This window comes from Burkholderia sp. IO2, from assembly GCF_029522185.1.
Taxonomy (GTDB): Bacteria; Pseudomonadota; Gammaproteobacteria; order Burkholderiales; family Burkholderiaceae; genus Burkholderia; species Burkholderia cenocepacia.
This window is the reverse complement of the sequence record NZ_JAKWFH010000019.1, coordinates 103,990-121,777: the sequence shown is the minus strand read 5'-3', so window position 1 is coordinate 121,777 and position 17,788 is coordinate 103,990. Positions and strand designations below refer to the sequence as shown.

Here is a 17,788-nt window from a genome sequence, read left to right as displayed (position 1 = left end):
GGTACGCGCGCGGCGGCCGGCGCGGGCGCGGACGCCGGCGCCGGGTCCGCACCTGCGGCGCCGAGCGACGCGGTCGCCTGCCGCGCCGCGTCGCGCAAGGCCACGGCGATCGGGCCGTCCCAGTCGACATCGATCGATCCCGTCGAACCGATCACCGTCAACGCGAGTTGCAGGCGCCCCTGCGCATCGAAAACGGGCACGCACATCCCGCTGACGCCGGGGCTCGGCCGGTCGATGCTGCGTTCGATGCCGCGCATGCGGATCGCGTCGAGTTCGGCGGGTTGCGCACCGGCGTCCGATGCGACCGACTCGCTTTCGGCACCGGCGAGCGTATCGCCCGCACCCGCCTGGCTGGCCGCCATCGCATCGAGTTGCGCGGCGTCGCCGAACGCGCGGAACACGCGGCCGGTCGCCGTCGTGTCGAGCGACATCACCGAACCGACGTGCAGGTTCACGTGCAACGGATAGCCGCCGTGCTCGATGCGCACGATCGTCGGGCCGAGCACGCCCGGCACGGACAGCGCGACGCTCAGGCCGACCGTTTCCGCGAGCCGCACCGCGTGCGGCAGCGTCGCACGGTAGGCCGGCTGGCGCTCGATCGACATCAACCCGAGCCGCAGCGACAGCGGGCCCGGCTCGTAGTTGCCGGTGAGCGCGTCGCGTTTCACGAGCGCGAGTCGCGTCAGGCTCACGAGATAGGTGTGCGCCTGAGCGGTGGAGAGATCGGCCGCCGCGGCCAGCTCCGACAGCCCGAGCGGCTTGCGCCGGCGCGCGAGCGCGTCGAGCAGCCGGCCGCCGACCTCGACACTCTGGATGCCGCGCTGCGCCTTGGGCGGCGCATCGTCCGCGCTGACTTCGTGGTTCTGCACGCGATGATTCTTCCGTTGACGAAACCCCGCATGGTATCCGACGCCATTTCTCGCGCCAGCCCGCAGGTTTACCCGTATTAGACAATAACAAGCACGTTTGCCATTGACAAATATTCGGCGCGAGCAGATGATCCGCTGACACCCCTCAACACATGGCTCGCAGCCACGGAACGCACAATGGCCAAAGCATTCGCCTCCCAAGCCGATCTGGAAGAGAAGAAAGTCACCTGGACGAAGCTGTCCGAGAACGCCTACGCGTACACAGCCGAAGGCGACCCGAACTCGGGCGTGATCATCGGCGACGACAGCGTGCTGATCGTCGACACGACCGCGACGCCCGCGATGGCGCAGGACCTGATCGCGAAGATCCGCAGCGTCACCGACAAGCCGATCAAGCACGTGGTGCTGTCGCACTACCACGCGGTGCGCGTGCTCGGCGCGTCCGCGTATTTCGACGAAGGCGCGCAGCACGTGATCGCGAGCCGCGGCACGTACGAGATGATCGTCGAGCGCGGCGAGGCCGACATGAAGTCGGAGATCGAGCGCTTCCCGCGCCTGTTCGCCGGCGTCGAGACGGTGCCGGGCCTGACCTGGCCGACGCTCGTGTTCGAGCGCGAGATCACGCTGTTCCTCGGCAAGCTCGAAGTGAAGATCATGCACGTCGGCTCGGGCCACACGAAGGGCGACACGATCGTCTGGCTGCCGTCGCAGAAGGTGCTGTTCTCGGGCGACCTCGTCGAATACGACGCCGCGTGCTATTGCGGCGACGCGCAGCTCGAACAGTGGCCGGCCACGCTCGAGGCGCTGCGCGCGCTGGGCGCCGAGAAGCTCGTGCCGGGCCGCGGCCCCGCGCTGCTGAATCCGGCGGAAGTGAACAAGGGCCTCGACTACACGAAGGATTTCGTCACGACGCTGCTCGCGCAGGGCCGCAAGGCCGTCGAGCGCAATCTCGACCTGAAGGCGGCGATGGCGCTCACGCGCGAAGCGATGGATCCGAAGTTCGGCCACGTGTTCATCTACGAGCACTGTCTGCCGTTCGACGTGTCGCGTGCGTTCGACGAAGCGAGCGGCATCGCGCATCCGCGCATCTGGACCGCGCAGCGCGACAAGGACATGTGGGCCGCGCTGCAGGACTGAGCGGCACACGGCGGCGGGGCGGCGCTCACATGATCGCCTCGCCGTTTCCCTGAAGGTTGCGGCAGTCGCGGCGGCATCGCGCCGCGGTGCCGGCAACCGTATCCGGTCTCACAAGAAAGCAGGGCGCATGCACGCCCTCGGAGACTGCCGCGCGCTCGACATCGCGCGGCCCGTTTGGAGAGAGACATGCCCCAATCGCTTCCCGCCGAAGCGACGCTCGCGCACGCGAGCGCGTCGGCGCCGACTTCCGCATCCGCCTTCAGCGACGCGTTGCTGTTCCGCAAGATCGCGTGGCGGATCGTCCCGTTCCTGTTCCTCTGCTACGTCGTGTCGTTTCTCGACCGCATCAACATCGGCTTCGCGCAGCTGCAGATGAAGCACGATCTCGGCTTCAGCGATGCGATGTACGGCCTCGGCGCCGCGGTGTTCTACGTCGGCTACGTGTTCTGCGAAGTGCCGAGCAACATGCTGCTCGCGCGCTTCGGCGCGCGCCGCACGTTCACGCGGATCATGCTGCTGTGGGGCCTCGCGTCGACCGGGATGATGTTCGTGTCGCAGCCGTCGCATTTCTACGTGCTGCGCTTCCTGCTCGGCGTGTTCGAGGCCGGCTTCTTCCCCGGCATCGTGCTGTACCTGACCTACTGGTTCCCCGCGAACCGGCGTGCGGCGGCGATCTCGGTGTTCTTCGCGGGCGTCGCGGTGGCCGGTGTGCTCGGCGGCTTGTTGTCCGGCTGGATCATGCGCGACATGAGCGGCGTGCTCGGGCTGCACGGCTGGCAATGGATGTTCGCGATCGAAGGGGCGCCGGCGATCCTGCTCGCGTTCGTTGCGTTCACGTTGCTCGTCGACCGGCCGCAGGACGCGCCGTGGCTCACGTCCGACGAAAAGGCGCGCGTTGCCGCGCTGTGCGCCGAAGGCCGCGCACACGGCAATGCGCACGACGGCCGCAGCGTGATGATCGCGCTCGCGAATCCGCGCGTGTATCTGTTCGCGTTCATCTATTTCTCGCTGACCTGCGCGTCGCTGACGCTCAACTTCTGGATGCCGCTGATGATCCGCGACTTCGGCGTGACCGACGTCGTCGCCGTGAGCCTCTACACGGTCGTGCCGAATGCGGTGGGCGCGGTCGGGCTGGTGCTGATCGCGCGCCGCTCGGACCGCACCGGCGAACGCCGCAAGCACTTCGCGTGCTGCACGATCGGCGGCGGCCTCGCGCTCGCGGCGCTGACGCTGCACCTGCACAGCTTCGCGGCGATGCTCGCGTGCCTGTCGATCGCGGCCACGCTGATCTTCGCCGCGCTGCCGATCTTCTGGGCCGTGCCGACCCGCTACCTGTCCGGCAATGCCGCCGCGGCCGGGATCGCGTTGATCAGCAGCATCGGGATCACGAGCGGCATCGCCAGTCCGTGGGTGATCGGGATGATCCGTACGCGCACCGGCAGCATGGATCTCGCCGTGTACCTGCTGGCCGCGCTGCTGGTGGCGAGCGGTGTGGCGCTGCTGCTCGGCGTGAAGGGCGAAGGCGCGCGGCGCGGCTGAACGTCGGCTTCGGCCGGTCGCCGTCGGCGGGCGGCGGCGACCGGCGTTGCACGTCCTGCCCGCTCCCTGTTGACCTCCGTGGAGGAGACGATCGATGTCAGCCCCTCTCCCGGCAGACGCCGCGCATGCCGCAGCGTCCGGCCCTCGCGCGTCGGACCGCGACGCGCTGTACCGCCGCATCGGCATGCGCATCGTGCCGTTCCTGTTCGTCTGCTACATCGTGTCGATCCTCGATCGCAGCAACATCGGCTTCGCGCAATTGCAGATGCGGCAGGATCTCGGCCTCACCGACGCGATGTACAGCCTCGGCGCGGTGCTGTTCTTCGTCGGCTACGTGCTGTTCGAGGTGCCGAGCAACGCGTTGCTGCGCCGCTTCGGCGCAAGACGCACGTTCGCGCGGATCATGTTCCTGTGGGGCGCGGTGTCGGTCGCGATGATCACCGTCGACAGCGCAAGACAGTTCTACGTGCTGCGCTTCCTGCTCGGGCTTTTCGAGGCCGGCTTTTTCCCGGGCGTCGTGTTCTACCTGACGTACTGGTATCCCGCGCGCCGTCGCGCGTCGGTGCTGTCGATCTTCTATGCGGGCGTCGCGGTGGCCGGGATGGTCGGTGGACTGCTGTCGGGCTGGCTGATGCGCGGGATGTCCGGCGTGCTCGGTCTGCACGGCTGGCAATGGATGTTCGCGATCGAGGGCGCGCCGGCGCTCGTGCTCGGCGTGATGGCATGGTTCTGGCTGTGCGACCGCCCCGAACACGCGCGCTGGCTGTCCGACGACGACCGGCGGCGGCTCGCGGCCGACCTCGCTGCCGATCGCGCGGAGGCACCCTCGCACGCGGCTTCGTCGCTGCGGCAGGTGCTGGCCGAGCCGCGCACCTATCTGTTCGCGTTCATCTATTTCTCGCTGACGACCGCGCTGCTGATGCTGCTGTTCTGGATGCCGCTGATGATTCGCGAATTCGGCATTCACGACGTGGTTCACATCAGCCTGCTGTCGATCGTGCCGAATGCGATCGGCGCGGCCGGCCTGATCGCGATCGCGCGGCGCTCGGACCGCAAGCGCGAACGCCGCCGGCATTTCGCCGCATGCGCGTTCGGCGGTGCGGTGGCGCTCGCGTTGCTGACGCTGCATCTGCCGAGCATCGTCGCGATGATGGCGCTGCTGTCGATCGCGGCGATGCTGATCTTCGCCGCGCATCCGGTGTTCTGGGCCGTGCCGTCCGCGTATTTCGCGGGTGCCGGTGCGGCAGGCGGCATTGCGCTGATCAGCAGCATCGGCGTATCGAGCGGGATGATCACGCCGTGGATCGTCGGCGTGATCCGCACGCGCACCGGCAGCATGGATTCGGCGATGCTGATGATCGCCGGATTGCTGGCCGCGTGCGCGGTCGCGATGCTGCTGGGCGTGCGTGCCGCACCGCGCGACGCGGGTCCCGCCGGCAATCAGCGCGCCGCGGTGTAGCGCGGCGCGGGCGTATCGGCCGACAGGTGCGGCGCCATCGTGCGGCGCGCGGCCTCGTATGCGTCCCATTCGTCGCCCGCGTGCAGCGACGGGATCGTCACGAGTTCGCCGCGCTCGAACCCGACCAGCGCCGCATCGACCATGTCGTGCGCGGTCATCACGATTTCCTTCGGCAGGTGCTCGAGCGGCAGGCCGCCCGTCTGCCAGAAATCGGTGGCCGTCGCGCCGGGCAGCACGGCCTGCACCTGCACGCCCTTGCCGGCGAGCTCGTGATGCAGCGACTGGCTGAACGCGAGCACGAACGCCTTGCTGCCGCCGTACACGCCGTTCAGCGTTTCCGGCGAAATCGCGACGATCGACGAAATGTTGATCACCGCGCCGCGGCCGCGTGCGACGAAGCCGGGCACCGCCGCATAGGTCAGGCGCGTGAGCGCGGTCACGTTCAGGTCGATCATCCGCGTCATCGCGTCGACGTCGCTGTCGAGCAGCGGCGCATGCGTGCCGATGCCCGCGTTGTTCACCAGCAGCGTGATGCTCGCGTCCTGTTTCAGCTTGGCCTCGACGGCGGCGAGCGCCGCGCGGTCGTTGAGGTCTGCGTCGACGATCTCGACGCTGCGCTGCGTGTCGTTCGTGATGCGCTCGGCGAGGGCGCTCAGGCGCTCGCGGCTGCGCGCGACCAGGATCAGGTCGTAGCCGCGGCGCGCGAGGCGGTCCGCGTAGACGGCGCCGATGCCCGACGACGCGCCGGTAATGAGGGCGGTACCGCGATGGGCTTGCGTCATGATGTACTCCGTTTCGATGAGGATGGCCGGATGGCGTGAAAGCATTCTGGCCTCGAAGCGCTTCGACACAAATGACGTAGATGGGTATGATTCCGGACATCGCAGCGATCGACACGGGACCGGAGGACACACATGCACCGAATCGGCTTTTTGATCAGCGACGGCTTCCAGATCATGGCGCTCGCCGCGCAGTCGGTGTTCGAGTACGCGAACATGGGTCTGGAGAAGCCGTTCTACGCGATGGACAACTATTCGGTCGACGGCGGCGACGTGCGCTCGTCGCTCGGGCTGCCGGTCGCCACGCGCGCGCTGCGCGGGCGGATCGGCGTCGACACGTGGATCGTCGCGGGCGTCAACGATCCGCTCGCCGCGCCGGCGCCGGCCGGCGTCGTCGCCTATCTGCGCCGCGCGAATACGCGTGCGCGGCGGATCGCCGGCATCTGCACGGGGGCGTTCGTGCTGGCCGAGGCCGGGCTGCTCGCGCAGCGTCGCGCGACCACGCACTGGGCGTTCGGCCGCGACATGCAGCGGCATTACCCGGAGATTCGCGTCGAGGACGACCGGATCTATATCGTCGACGGCCCGATCTGGACGTCGGCCGGGATGACGGCCGGGCTCGATCTCGCGCTCGCCATGGTGGAAAAGGATCTCGGCGCCGATGCCGCGCGGTCGGTCGCGCACAAGCTGGTGATGCACCAGCGCCGGGCCGGCGGCCAGTCGCAGCATTCGGAAATGCTCGATCTCGCGCCGAAATCCGACCGGATCCAGAACGCGCTCAACTACGCGCGGCAAAACCTCGGCCGCGCGCTGACCGTCGAGGATCTGGCCGAGGCCGTGCACCTGAGCCCGCGCCAGTTCAGCCGCATATTTACGCTCGAAACCGGACAGTCGCCGGCGAAGGCGATCGAGCGGCTGCGGCTCGAAGCGGCGCGGCTGATGATCGAACAGAGCCGCCATCCGCTCGACGTGATCGCGCAGGAGAACGGTTTTCGCGACCGCCGGCACATGCGCGAGGCGTTCGTGCGCGGGTTCGGCGTGCCGCCGCAGGCGCTGCGGCGCGACGCGCGGGCGGACGAGCGGGAAACGGGCTGACGAGCGCGGCCGCCCGCCGCCGGCGCGAGTCGGAAAAAGCGCGCAGAATCTCGTCGACATGCTTCGCGAGGAGACACGATGCACGCCGTACCGTTCGACATTGCGATACCTGATCAAGCGCTCGATGATCTGCGCCGGCGCCTGCGCGACGCGCGCCCGCCGACGCTGACCCCCGCCGAGCCCTGGCAGCAGGGAGTGGACGGCGCATGGCTGCGCGAGCTGGTCGCGTACTGGGCCGGGGGCTTCGACTGGCGTGCGCTCGAGCGTGCGCTGAACCGGCTGCCGCAGTTCGTCGCGGACGTGGACGGGCAGCGCGTGCATTTCATCCATCGACGTGGCGCGGGACCGACACCTTATCCGCTCGTCATCACGCACGGCTGGCCGGGCTCCGTATTCGAATTCGATGCGCTGCTCGATCGGCTGTGCGATCCGGCGGCATTCGGCGGCGATCCTGACGACGCGTTCGACGTGGTCGTGCCCTCGCTGCCCGGTTTCCTGTTCTCGCCGGCGCCGGCGGCCCCCGGCATGTCGGCGTTTCAGGTCGCCGATCGCTGGGCCGGGTTGATGGCCGGCCTCGGGTATCGACGCTTCGGCGCGCAGGGCGGCGATATCGGCGCGGCCGTGTCGGTGGCGCTCGGCGCGCAACATGCCGACAGGGTGGACGGTGTCCATCTGAACTACCTGCCCGGCAGCTACGAGCCGGCGATCGACCCGGCCGCGCCGCTGACCGACGAAGAGCAGGCATTCCTGAAGCAGCGCACCGACTGGGTCGCGATGGAAGGCGGATACGCGCACGTGCACGCGACGAAACCGCAGACGCTGGCCGTCGCGCTCAACGATTCGCCGGCCGGGCTGGCCGCCTGGATCGCCGAGAAATTCCGCACGTGGAGCGATTGCGACGGCGACGTCGCGCGGCGGTTTTCGCACGACACGCTGCTGACGGGCATATCGCTCTACTGGTTCACCGGCTGCATTGGCTCGTCGATGCAGATGTATTGGGAAAACCGGCTGCAGCCGATGCGCTTCGCGCCGGGGCAACGCGTGGCGGCGCCCGTCGGCTTCGCGCGCTTTCCGAAGGAGATCAGCCGTCCGCCGCGCAGTTGGCTCGAACGCGTGTTCGACGTGGTGCAGTGGACCGACATGCCGAGCGGCGGCCATTTCGCGGCGCTGGAGGAGCCGGACTTGCTCGCCGACGATATTCGGCGGTTTTTCCGGCGTTTCCGGTAACGGGCGGGCAGGCCGCTCGGCGGAAACCTGGGCCGCAGGGCGCTCGCGCGGTTCAGGCGTGACGGGAGCCGGCGCGATGCGAATCGCGTCGCGCCGCCGCCGCGTGTCTTATCGCGTGACGAACGCCGTGGCCGCATCCGGCGCCGTACGCGCATGCTTGCGCTGGCGCAGCAGCGCGACGCGGCAGTTCTCGCGCGCCGTTTCGCGGCCGTCGTCGTCGAGCAGCACGAGGTCGCCGCGCATCACGTTCAGCGTGATCACGTCCTCGCCCGGCGCGCCGAGGGTTTCCGGCGTGTGCACCGAGCCGGCCGGTTCGAGCACCGTCGAGCCGGCGTGCGCGATCCAGTCGTATTCGCGGTAACGCCACGCACCCTGCAGCGTATGGACGAACACCTCGCCGTCGTGACGATGGCGCGGCAGCGTGCCGCCGGCCGGCATCTTCAGCAGCGCGGTCAGCGTGTCCTCGGCCGCATTGATGTGCAGGTACTTGATCGCGAGCCCCGGCAGGTCGGCGCTCATCGGCAGCCACGGCAGCGCGTCGCCGGGCAGGCAGGAGATCGGCGGCAGGTCGGTGGAGAGCGGGGCGGACGGCTGCGTCATGGCGGAAGGCGGAGCGGAAACGGAAAGAAGCCCGCATTATCGCAGAGCCGGATCACGCGACCGAACGGAGGCGGCGCCGCGGCGAAGGCCGGCACGGCGGGGGCGATCCTTACACGCTGTAATATACAGTCAAACTGTACAGTTTGACTGTCGATGTGCTATCTTGGATTCATGAACGCGCCATCGTCTCCCCCCGACCCACTCCCGCTGGCCGGTCTCGCCGGCGAACTCCGCATCTCGGTCGGCAAGCTGATGCGGCGGCTGCGGGAACAGACCCATCCGAACGACCTCACGTCCTCGCAGAAATCGGTGTTGCTGCGGCTCGACCGCGACGGCCCGGCGACCGTGTCGGCGCTTGCGCGTGCCGAAAGCGTGCGCCCGCAATCGATGCGCGTGACGGTCGCGACGCTCGAGGCGCTCGGCGCGGTCGCCGGCGCGCCCGATCCGAGCGACGGCCGGCAGACGCTGATCGCGCTCACGCCCGGTTTCCGCAAGGTGCTGCAAGCCAACCGCGCGGCCAAGGACGACTGGCTGTTCCGCGCGCTGCACGCGCAACTGTCGGCGGCGGAACAGGCCGAGCTTGCGGCGGCCGTGAAACTGCTGCAGCGGCTCGCCGAATTCCAGGACCCGGCGCGTCCGTGAACCGCTCCGATCCACTCGCCGCAAGGACAATCCGCGCATGAACTTCCTGCCTCTCGTGTCGTACTTCTTCGGCGGTGCGTTTCTCGCGAACGTCGTGCCGCATCTCGTCAGCGGGCTGCGCGGCGAGCCGTTCCAGACGCCGTTCGCGAATCCGCCCGGCCGCGGGCTGTCGTCGTCCACCGTGAACGTGGTGTGGGGCGTCGTGAACCTCGTCATCGCGTATGCGCTCGTGTGCCGGGTCGGCGATTTCGACCTGAAGCGCACGGCCGACGCCGCGGCGCTCGGCCTCGGCATCCTGGTGCTCGGCCTGTTCCTCGCGCGGCGCTTCGGCGCGCTGCACGGCGGCAACGAGCCGGACCGGGAGCGGCCATGAGCGTGCCGGCCGCGGGCGTATTTCGCTCGCTTCGCAGTTTCAACTATCGCGTGTGGGCGATCGGCTCGCTGGTGTCGAACATCGGCACGTGGATCCAGCGCACCGCGCAGGACTGGCTCGTCCTCACGCAACTCACGCATCACGATGCCTCGGCGGTCGGCACGGTGATGGCGCTGCAGTTCGGGCCGCAACTGCTGCTGTTGCCGTGGACCGGCTACGCGGCCGACCGCTTCGACCAGCGCAAGCTGCTGATGGCGACGCAGGCGCTGATGGGCGCGCTGGCGCTCGTGCTCGGCGTGCTGACGGTCACCGGCGCCGTGCGGCTCGAGCACGTCTATGTGTTCGCGTTCCTGTTCGGCTGCGCGTCGGCGTTCGACGCGCCGGTGCGGCAGACCTTCGTCGCGGAACTGGTTGGCGACCGCGAGCTCGCGAACGCGGTCGCGCTCAATTCGACGTCGTTCAATGCCGCGCGGATGGTCGGCCCGGCGGCGGCCGGGTTCCTGATCGCATCGGTCGGCACCGGCTGGGCGTTCCTCGCGAACGGGCTCAGCTTCTTCGCGGTGCTGGCGTCGCTGTCGCGGCTGCGGGAGGACGAACTGCGCGCGAACGTGCGGGCGGATCGCGCGCGCAGCAGCCTGCTCGACGGGTTCCGCTACGTGTGGCGTCGCCCGGACCTGACGGCGATCCTCGTGATGCTGTTCCTGATCGGCACGTTCGGGCTCAATTTCCAGCTGTTCATTTCCACGATGGCCGCCAGCGTGTTTCACGTCGATGCGCGCGGGTTCGGGTTCCTGTCGTCGATGATGGCGGTCGGCACGATCTCGGGCGCGCTGCTCGCCGCGCGCCGCGAGCAGCCGCGGTTTCGTCATCTGTGGATCGGCGCGACGCTGTTCGGGCTCGGCTGCACGTTCGCCGCGCTGGCGCCCGGCTACTGGTCGTTCGCCGCGGCGCTGGTGCTGACGGGCATCGCCGCGATCACCTTCATGAACTCGACCAACAGCCTGATGCAGCTGTCCACCGAGCCGGCGATGCGCGGCCGCGTGATGGCGCTGCGCCTCGCGGTCGCGTTGGGCGGCACGCCGATCGGCGCGCCGGTGGCCGGCTGGGTGGCAAACCATCTCGGCCCGCGCTGGGCGCTCGGCGTCGGCGCGGCGTCCGGCTTTGCGGCCGCGCTCGTCGCGACCCATTTCGTCGCGCGCAAGCGGGCACAGCCGCGTACGGGCGGCGACGCCGCCTGACCGGACCGCAAGCCGCCGCTACGCCGCCGGCCGTGCCGCCGCATGCGCGGCGTCGAGGCACGACTGGAACAGCAGCGCCGCCCGCGACGGCCGCGGCGAGCGCCGCAGCAGGCTCACGAACCGGCAACGGTAATTGAACCGGTGCGGCGCGATCGGCTGCATCAGCCCCTTGTTTTCGAAACTCTCCGCATAGTGATCGGGCAGGAAGCCGAGATAGCGGCCCGACAGAATCAGCGTTGCGATCGATTCCTGGTCCGACGCGGTCGCGCTGCGGGTGAGCTTCGCGCGATGGCTCAGCTCCATGTTCGGCGAATGGAAACCCAGCCCGGCGAACGCGTGGTTGCGGATCGTCGTCCACGTAAGCTTGCCGTGCGGCGCATCGAACAGCGGATGCTGGCGGCCGCAGTAGAGCAGCATCCGTTCGTCGAACAGCTCCGAATACACGAGGCTGCCCGAGTTGCGGTGCACGGGAATGATCCCGACCTGGTAACTGCCGTCGATGATCCCGCGCTCGACCTCGTTGATCGACGCGACGTGCAGGTTCAGCGCGACGTCGGGCGCTTCGTCGGCGAACTGGCGGATCGCGTCGCCGAGGCGGGCATTCGCGTTGGTGGCCGTCTTGTCGAATACCGCGATGTGCAGTTCTCCGCCCATCCGGTCGTGAATGCCGTCGATCCTGCTGCGAAATGCTTCCATCGACGCGAGCAGCCGCAGCGTTTCCTCGTACACCGTCTGCCCCTCGGGCGTCAGCGTGAAGCCCGCGCGGCCGCGCCGGCACAGCACGAGGCCGAGCCGCGTTTCCAGATCCTTCACGTGCCGGCTGATCGTCGAGATGCCGATATTCAGTTCCAGTTCGGCCGCCGCCATCCCGCCGCACTGCACGACGCCCTTGAAGACCCGCAGCAGACGGAGATCCATGTCGCTGAGCTGCCCGAGCAGCGCGCGGCTCTTCGGTTTCTTTGCTTGCATAGTTGAGCAAGTGAACATTGATATTGCGATATTCAAAAGACTAATTGTCGTCCCGACAATGTGCAACATCATCACAAGGAGGAGGGGCGCGCCGCGCCGACCGACATGACCGACATCACCACCGCCCAGCACGACGACACGAACCTCCGCACCGACGCCGCCTGGCTCGATGCGCACTGGATGCCGTTCACGGCCAACCGTCAGTTCAAGGCCGATCCGCGCATGATCGTGTCCGGCAAGGGCGCGTATTACACCGACGCCGAAGGCCGCAAGATCTTCGACGGCCTGTCGGGCCTCTGGTGCACGGGCCTCGGTCACGGCCGCACGGAAATCGTCGAGGCCGTGAGCCGCCAGGTCGCGCAGCTCGACTACGCGCCGGCCTTCCAGTTCGGCCATCCGAAATCGTTCGAACTTGCCAACAAGATCAAGGAGCTGACGCCGGCCGGCCTCGACTACGTATTCTTCACGGGTTCGGGCTCGGAAGCGGCCGACACGTCGCTGAAGCTGGCCCGCGCGTACTGGCGCGCAAAGGGCAAGGGCACGAAAACGCGCCTGATCGGTCGCGAGAAGGGGTATCACGGCGTGAACTTCGGCGGCATCTCGGTCGGCGGGATCGGACCGAACCGCAAGCTGTTCGGTCAGGGCCTCGATGCCGATTTCCTGCCGCATACGCAACTGGCCGAGAACAGGTTCTCGCGCGGCATGCCCGAGCACGGCGCCGAGCTGGCCGACCGCCTGCTCGAGCTGATCGCGCTGCACGACGCGTCGAACATCGCGGCCGTGATCGTCGAGCCGTTCTCCGGTTCGGCGGGCGTGGTCGTGCCGCCGAAGGGCTATCTGAAGCGCCTGCGCGACATCTGTACCGCGCACGACATCCTGCTGATCTTCGACGAGGTCATCACGGGCTTCGGCCGCGCCGGCGCGATGACGGGCGCCGACGCATTCGGCGTGGTGCCGGACATCATGAACTTCGCGAAGCAGGTGACGAACGGCGTGCAGCCGCTCGGCGGCGTGATCGCGACGAAGGAAATCTACGACACGTTCATGGCCGCGGGCGGCCCCGAGTACATGCTCGAGTTCCCGCACGGCTACACGTATTCGGCGCATCCGGTCGCGTGCGCGGCCGGCGTCGCGGCGCTCGACCTGCTGGTGAAGGAAGACGCGGTGGCCCGCGTGCGCGATCTCGCGCCGCATTTCGAGGCGGCCGTGCACGGGCTGAAGGGCCAGCGCCACATCGCGGACATCCGCAACTACGGGCTGGCGGCCGGCCTGACGATCGCCGCGCTGCCGGGCGAGCCGGCACGGCGCCCGTACGAGATCGCGATGCGCTGCTGGGCGAAGGGCTTCTACGTGCGTTACGGCGGCGACACGATCCAGCTCGCGCCGCCGTTCATCGCCGAGAAGCGCGAGATCGACAACCTGGTCAACGCGCTGTCCGACGCACTGAACGAAGTGGACTGAGCCACCGCTCGCCCGCAGCGATAACCGAATTCACGAAAGAGCCCGAAACATGAAACACGACAGCAATGTGACTTCCACCGTCGGCCACCTGATCGACGGCAAGCGCGTCGACGGCGGCAGCCGCGTCCAGCCGGTGTTCGACCCGGCCACCGGCGAATCGCACAAGAGCGTCGCGCTCGCCGACAAGCTGACCGTCGAAGCCGCGATCGCGTCCGCGCAGGCCGCGTTCCCGGCGTGGCGCAACACGCCGCCGCTGAAGCGTGCCCGCGTGATGAGCCGCTTCAAGACGCTGCTCGAGGAACACGCCGACGAGCTGTGCGCGCTGATCACGGCCGAGCACGGCAAGGTGCTCGCCGATGCGATGGGCGAACTGCAGCGCGGGATCGAGAACGTCGAATACGCGACCTACGTGCCCGAGTTGCTGAAAGGCGAGCACAGCAAGAACGTCGGCCCCGCGATCGATTCGTGGAGCGAGTTCCAGGCGCTGGGCGTCGCGGCCGGCATCACGCCGTTCAACTTCCCGGTGATGGTGCCGCTGTGGATGTGGCCGATGGCCGTCGCCTGCGGCAACACGTTCGTGCTGAAGCCGTCCGAGCGTACGCCGTCGTCCACGCTGCGCATGGCCGAGCTCGCGCTCGAGGCCGGCCTGCCGCCGGGCGTGCTGAACGTCGTGAACGGCGACAAGGAAGCGGTCGACACGATCCTGACCGATCCGCGCGTGAAGGCCGTGAGCTTCGTCGGCTCGACGCCGATCGCCGAATACATCTACTCGACCGGCTGCGCGCACGGCAAGCGCGTGCAGGCGCTCGGCGGCGCGAAGAACTTCGCGGTCGTGATGCCGGATGCGGACATCGGCAATGCGGTGAACGCGCTGATGGGCGCCGCGTACGGCTCGTGCGGCGAGCGCTGCATGGCGATTCCGCTCGTCGTCGCGATCGGCGACGAAACGGGCGACAAGGTCGTCGCGGGGTTGAAGGCCGAGATCGAGAAGATGAAGGTCGGCCCGGGCAACGGCGCGGGCGTCGACATGGGCCCGCTCGTCACGAAGCAGCATTTCGAGAAGGTGACGGGTTTCGTCGAAGCGGGCGTGGCAGCCGGCGCGACGCTCGTCGTCGACGGTCGCGGCGTGAAGGTCGACGGCCATGACGGCGGCTACTACCTCGGCCCGTGCCTGTTCGACAACGTGAAGCCCGGCATGCCGATCTACCAGCACGAGATCTTCGGGCCGGTGCTCGGCGTGATCCGCCTGAAGTCGCTCGACGAGGCGATGGCGCTGATCGATGCGCACGAGTACGGCAACGGCACGTGCCTGTTCACGCGCGACGGCGAGGCTGCGCGCTATTTCGGCGACAACATCCAGATCGGCATGGTCGGCATCAACGTGCCGCTGCCGGTGCCGGTCGCATACCACTCGTTCGGCGGCTGGAAGCGTTCGCTGTTCGGCGACCTGCATGCCTATGGTCCGGACGCCGTGCGGTTCTACACGAAGCGCAAGACGATCACGCAACGCTGGCCGTCGGCCGGCGTGCGCGAGGGGACGGTGTTCAGCTTCCCGTCGAGCCGCTGAGCCCACGCGCGCACCGGCTGCATGCGGCCGGTGCGACGTGCGAAGCGGCCGGAGCCCGCCCCGATCGGCGATCGGGGGCGGGCTTTTTTACGTCCTCGCGAAATGCGCGGAAGGCGGCGAAAGAAGGCTTACGGCGCGACCACGTGCCACACGTTCTTGAAGTTGTCGCCGTTGCGCTCGCCCTGTTTCATGTCCTTCGAGAAGAAGTACAGCGGCTTGCCCTTGTACGCCCATTGCGGGCTGCCGTCGTCGCGCTTGACGATCGTGTAGGGCCCGACCGGTACGTCGGTCGCGCTGGCCTTGTAGGGTGGCCACAGGGTTTCGCATGGGCCTGTACAGGCGCTGGTGCCGGCGTTGGGCTTGTCCTTGTCGAATGCGTAGACGGTCATGCCGTTGGCGGCGACGAGCGCGCCGTTCTCGACTTTCGTGATCGAACCTTGGGCCGAGGCCGAGGCGGACGCCATGGCGAGCAGGACGGAGCTGACGAGCAGCGCAGCTTTCATGTGTGCCTCCTGGTAGTCGGTGGGCGGGCGCGATCGCGTGCACGGGCGAGCGTGCGCGACGACCGCGGTGAATGGCGCCGGAACGCAAGGCCGTTGCCGCGGCGGGCGACGCACGGTCGAACGGCGGCAAACGGGGGCGCTTCATTCACGATAGGCGGTTTTTGGCGGGGCTGCGAGAAGATCGGGGGGCGTATCGGCCCGACGTATGCAGCACGCAACGGCATGGCGGGCGCCTGCATCCGGTATTCGGCATCCGTCCCCGAACGCGGCGCACGCCGACGCATCAGCGGTTCGCGCGATTGGTCAGTGCGACGCCCGCGATCACGAGTGCGCCGCCGGCCAGCATCGACGGCGACAGCGGCTCGCCGAGCAGCACGACCGACAGCAGCACGCCGAACACCGGCACCAGGTTGGTGAACACGGCCGCGCGGGCCGGCCCGAGGAGGCGGATGCCCTGCGAATACCAGACGAACGCGATCACCGTGCCGACGGCGCCGAGATAGAGCATCGATGCGACGGCCTGCCACGTCAGCGGCGTGCCGCCAGTCGCCGTCGCGTCGAACAGGTGCGCGACGAGCAGCAGCGCGAGGCCCCAGAGCGCCGCGTACGTGGTGGCCGCGAGCGGCGACAGCCCGTCGAGCGCGCGCCGGCCGATCACGGTGTAGGCGGCCCAGCTCAGCACCGCGCACAGCATGAAGCGTTCGCCGGCGCCGAACGTATTGCCGAGATCGGTCAGCACGCGCAGCCAATCGCCGCGGCTGATCACGACCAGCGCGCCGCACAGCGCGACCGCGATGCCGGCCCAGCGCGACAGCGACAGGCGTTCGCGCACGACGACCGACAGCAGCACGGCGGTGGCGACCGGATTCAGTGCGACGAACAGCGCGGTGCGCCCGGCCGGCATCCGCGCGAGCGCCGCGAAAAAACACACGTTGTACAGGAAGATGCCGGTCGCGCCGAGGCCGAACGTCGTCACGATCTGGCGTCCGCTGAGTGTCGGCAGCCCGCCTTCGACCTGCCAGGTCAGCACGACCAGCAGCAGCGCGGCGATCGCGAAGCGTCCGGTGGCCGCCGAGGTCGCGGACATCGTCGCGGCGAGGATCCGGCCTGCGATGAACGTGCCGCCCCAGAACAGCGCGACGAGCGTGAGCTTCACGTAGATGGCCGCGTGCGGCCGGGGGGCGACGACGCTGGCGGGCGGGGCGGGAGCATTCATGTGGCGTGCAATCTCGAAAGGAAGCGTGTGCCGCGAGGCGTGCGTGGCCGCGCGCGGCTAAACGATGCCGAACCGCGCGATGGCCGGCCTGCGGGCCGATTCAGGGAAGGGGGCCGGGCGGGCGTCGTCAGCGGAACGCGGGCGTCGACGCGAGCGCGGTGAGCACGGCCGGCATCGCGAGCGCGGCGGCGATCGTCTGGAACGCGGTGATGCCGGCCATCAGCGGCGCGTCGCCGCCGAGCTGGCGCGCCATGATGTACGACGCCGACGAGGTCGGCAGCGCCTGGAACAGCAGCGCGACGGTCAGCGCCGCATCGCCGAGCCCGAACAGCCGGCCGGCCGCGAGCGTGATGAGCGGCATCGCCACGAACTTGAACGCCGATGCGACGCACACCGGCTGCCACCATGCGCGGGCCGCATCGAATGTCAGCGCCGCGCCCACGCACAGCAGGCCGAGCGGCATCGACGCGGCGCCGAGCGCCCGCACGGCCGGCTCGACGGCGGCCGGAAACGCCAGGCCGCCGGCCTGCATCGCCATCCCGAGCGCGCAGGCGACGACGAGCGGATTCGACAGGATCTGACGCACGAGCGCCGCCGCGCCGAGCCGCGTGTCGCCGTAGCGCGCGAAGACCAGCACGCACATCAGGTTGACGGTCGGCACGATCGCCGCGACGCAGACGGCCGCGAGTGCAATGCCCTTCGCACCGAACAGCCCGGCGGCGAGCGCGGTGCCGACATAGTTGTTGAAACGCACGGCGCCCTGGAACACCGACGTGAAGCCGGCGCCGTCGACCCGCACGAACTGGCGGACCAGCAGAAGAAGCGCCGCGGCGAATGCGGTCGAACCGACCAGCGCCGCCGCGAGCGGTAAAACGGGCAACGATTGCAGCCGCGCATTCGCGAGGCCGTCCGCGAATAGCGCGGGCAGCAGTACGTAGTAGCAGAGCCGCTCGGCGTGCGGCCAGAACGCTGCGGCGATGAAGCCGGTGCGCCGCAGGCCATGACCGAACGCGACCAGCAGCGCGACCGGCGCGAGCGCGAGCAGGATCGGGCCGATCATCGGCGCGCCTTCATGCGGGTCGTGCCGGAGCGCCGGCGCGGCCGGCAGGCAACG

General features: G+C 68.9%; 17 protein-coding genes. 10 read left to right on the top strand and 7 right to left on the bottom strand.

The features are described 5' to 3' along the window. The coding region (locus tag MMB92_RS14800) for an IclR family transcriptional regulator (RefSeq protein WP_277562751.1) at positions 1–869 on the bottom strand (869 nt) is incomplete at its 3' end. Between the two features lie 177 nt (positions 870–1,046). Here MMB92_RS14800 and MMB92_RS14795 point away from each other — a divergent pair. From MMB92_RS14795 to MMB92_RS14785, 3 genes are all read left to right on the top strand, one after another. Continuing rightward, positions 1,047–2,006, top strand: a complete 960-nt coding sequence (locus tag MMB92_RS14795) for an MBL fold metallo-hydrolase (RefSeq protein ID WP_006482658.1) — start codon at positions 1,047–1,049, stop codon at positions 2,004–2,006. Between the two features lie 186 nt (positions 2,007–2,192). Continuing rightward, positions 2,193–3,545: an MFS transporter gene (locus MMB92_RS14790; protein WP_277562750.1), complete on the top strand. Its 1,353-nt coding sequence runs from the start codon at positions 2,193–2,195 to the stop codon at positions 3,543–3,545. Positions 3,546–3,639: 94 nt separating this feature from the next. Then, positions 3,640–5,004: an MFS transporter gene (locus MMB92_RS14785; RefSeq protein ID WP_124632836.1), complete on the top strand. Its 1,365-nt coding sequence runs from the start codon at positions 3,640–3,642 to the stop codon at positions 5,002–5,004. On the opposite strand, the gene MMB92_RS14780 is transcribed toward MMB92_RS14785, so the two are convergent. Next, positions 4,986–5,786 (bottom strand): SDR family oxidoreductase, encoded by an 801-nt coding sequence (locus MMB92_RS14780; protein ID WP_034203351.1) that lies wholly within the window; start codon positions 5,784–5,786, stop codon positions 4,986–4,988. The two genes, MMB92_RS14785 and MMB92_RS14780, sit on opposite strands and share 19 nt — an antisense overlap. 132 nt (positions 5,787–5,918) lie before the next feature. Between MMB92_RS14780 and MMB92_RS14775 the strand changes: the two genes are divergently transcribed. Both MMB92_RS14775 and MMB92_RS14770 read left to right on the top strand, forming a co-directional pair. Further along, positions 5,919–6,878, top strand: a complete 960-nt coding sequence (locus MMB92_RS14775) for a GlxA family transcriptional regulator (RefSeq protein ID WP_006482657.1) — start codon at positions 5,919–5,921, stop codon at positions 6,876–6,878. A 78-nt stretch (positions 6,879–6,956) separates the two neighbouring features. After that, on the top strand, positions 6,957–8,105 hold the full coding sequence (locus MMB92_RS14770; RefSeq protein ID WP_124674713.1) for an epoxide hydrolase family protein: 1,149 nt from the start codon (positions 6,957–6,959) through the stop codon (positions 8,103–8,105). A 108-nt stretch (positions 8,106–8,213) separates the two neighbouring features. On the opposite strand, the gene MMB92_RS14765 is transcribed toward MMB92_RS14770, so the two are convergent. Next, positions 8,214–8,705, bottom strand: coding sequence for a 2,4'-dihydroxyacetophenone dioxygenase family protein (locus MMB92_RS14765; RefSeq protein ID WP_034202382.1), 492 nt, complete (start codon positions 8,703–8,705; stop codon positions 8,214–8,216). Between the two features lie 171 nt (positions 8,706–8,876). Here MMB92_RS14765 and MMB92_RS14760 point away from each other — a divergent pair, with 171 nt between their 5' ends. The 3 genes from MMB92_RS14760 to MMB92_RS14750 are packed head-to-tail and all read left to right on the top strand — an operon-like array spanning position 8,877 to position 10,958. Next, positions 8,877–9,347 carry a MarR family transcriptional regulator gene (locus MMB92_RS14760; protein WP_060266004.1) on the top strand — a complete coding sequence of 157 codons (471 nt, stop codon included), beginning with the start codon at positions 8,877–8,879 and terminating at the stop codon, positions 9,345–9,347. A gap of 37 nt (positions 9,348–9,384) precedes the next feature. Then, the gene (locus MMB92_RS14755) at positions 9,385–9,720 is read left to right on the top strand and encodes a hypothetical protein (RefSeq protein WP_006482655.1); all 336 of its coding nucleotides are present in this window, start codon (positions 9,385–9,387) and stop codon (positions 9,718–9,720) included. After that, positions 9,717–10,958 (top strand): MFS transporter, encoded by a 1,242-nt coding sequence (locus tag MMB92_RS14750; protein ID WP_048985517.1) that lies wholly within the window; start codon positions 9,717–9,719, stop codon positions 10,956–10,958. Before MMB92_RS14755 ends, MMB92_RS14750 begins: the two co-directional genes overlap by 4 nt. 18 nt (positions 10,959–10,976) lie before the next feature. Here MMB92_RS14750 and MMB92_RS14745 read toward each other — a convergent pair whose 3' ends face one another. Beyond that, positions 10,977–11,927: a LysR family transcriptional regulator gene (locus tag MMB92_RS14745; RefSeq protein WP_006494919.1), complete on the bottom strand. Its 951-nt coding sequence runs from the start codon at positions 11,925–11,927 to the stop codon at positions 10,977–10,979. Between the two features lie 105 nt (positions 11,928–12,032). Here MMB92_RS14745 and MMB92_RS14740 point away from each other — a divergent pair, with 105 nt between their 5' ends. Both MMB92_RS14740 and MMB92_RS14735 read left to right on the top strand, forming a co-directional pair. Continuing rightward, positions 12,033–13,388, top strand: a complete 1,356-nt coding sequence (locus tag MMB92_RS14740; RefSeq protein ID WP_012493315.1) for an aspartate aminotransferase family protein — start codon at positions 12,033–12,035, stop codon at positions 13,386–13,388. Between the two features lie 49 nt (positions 13,389–13,437). Beyond that, positions 13,438–14,955, top strand: a complete 1,518-nt coding sequence (locus MMB92_RS14735) for a CoA-acylating methylmalonate-semialdehyde dehydrogenase (protein WP_034202380.1) — start codon at positions 13,438–13,440, stop codon at positions 14,953–14,955. A gap of 128 nt (positions 14,956–15,083) precedes the next feature. Here MMB92_RS14735 and MMB92_RS14730 read toward each other — a convergent pair whose 3' ends face one another. From MMB92_RS14730 to MMB92_RS14720, 3 genes are all read right to left on the bottom strand, one after another. Further along, positions 15,084–15,458 (bottom strand): hypothetical protein, encoded by a 375-nt coding sequence (locus MMB92_RS14730; RefSeq protein WP_006479101.1) that lies wholly within the window; start codon positions 15,456–15,458, stop codon positions 15,084–15,086. A gap of 283 nt (positions 15,459–15,741) precedes the next feature. Then, positions 15,742–16,674: a DMT family transporter gene (locus tag MMB92_RS14725; protein WP_006494917.1), complete on the bottom strand. Its 933-nt coding sequence runs from the start codon at positions 16,672–16,674 to the stop codon at positions 15,742–15,744. A 127-nt stretch (positions 16,675–16,801) separates the two neighbouring features. Further along, positions 16,802–17,734, bottom strand: coding sequence for an AEC family transporter (locus MMB92_RS14720; protein ID WP_195904377.1), 933 nt, complete (start codon positions 17,732–17,734; stop codon positions 16,802–16,804). Positions 17,735–17,788 lie beyond the last annotated feature (54 nt).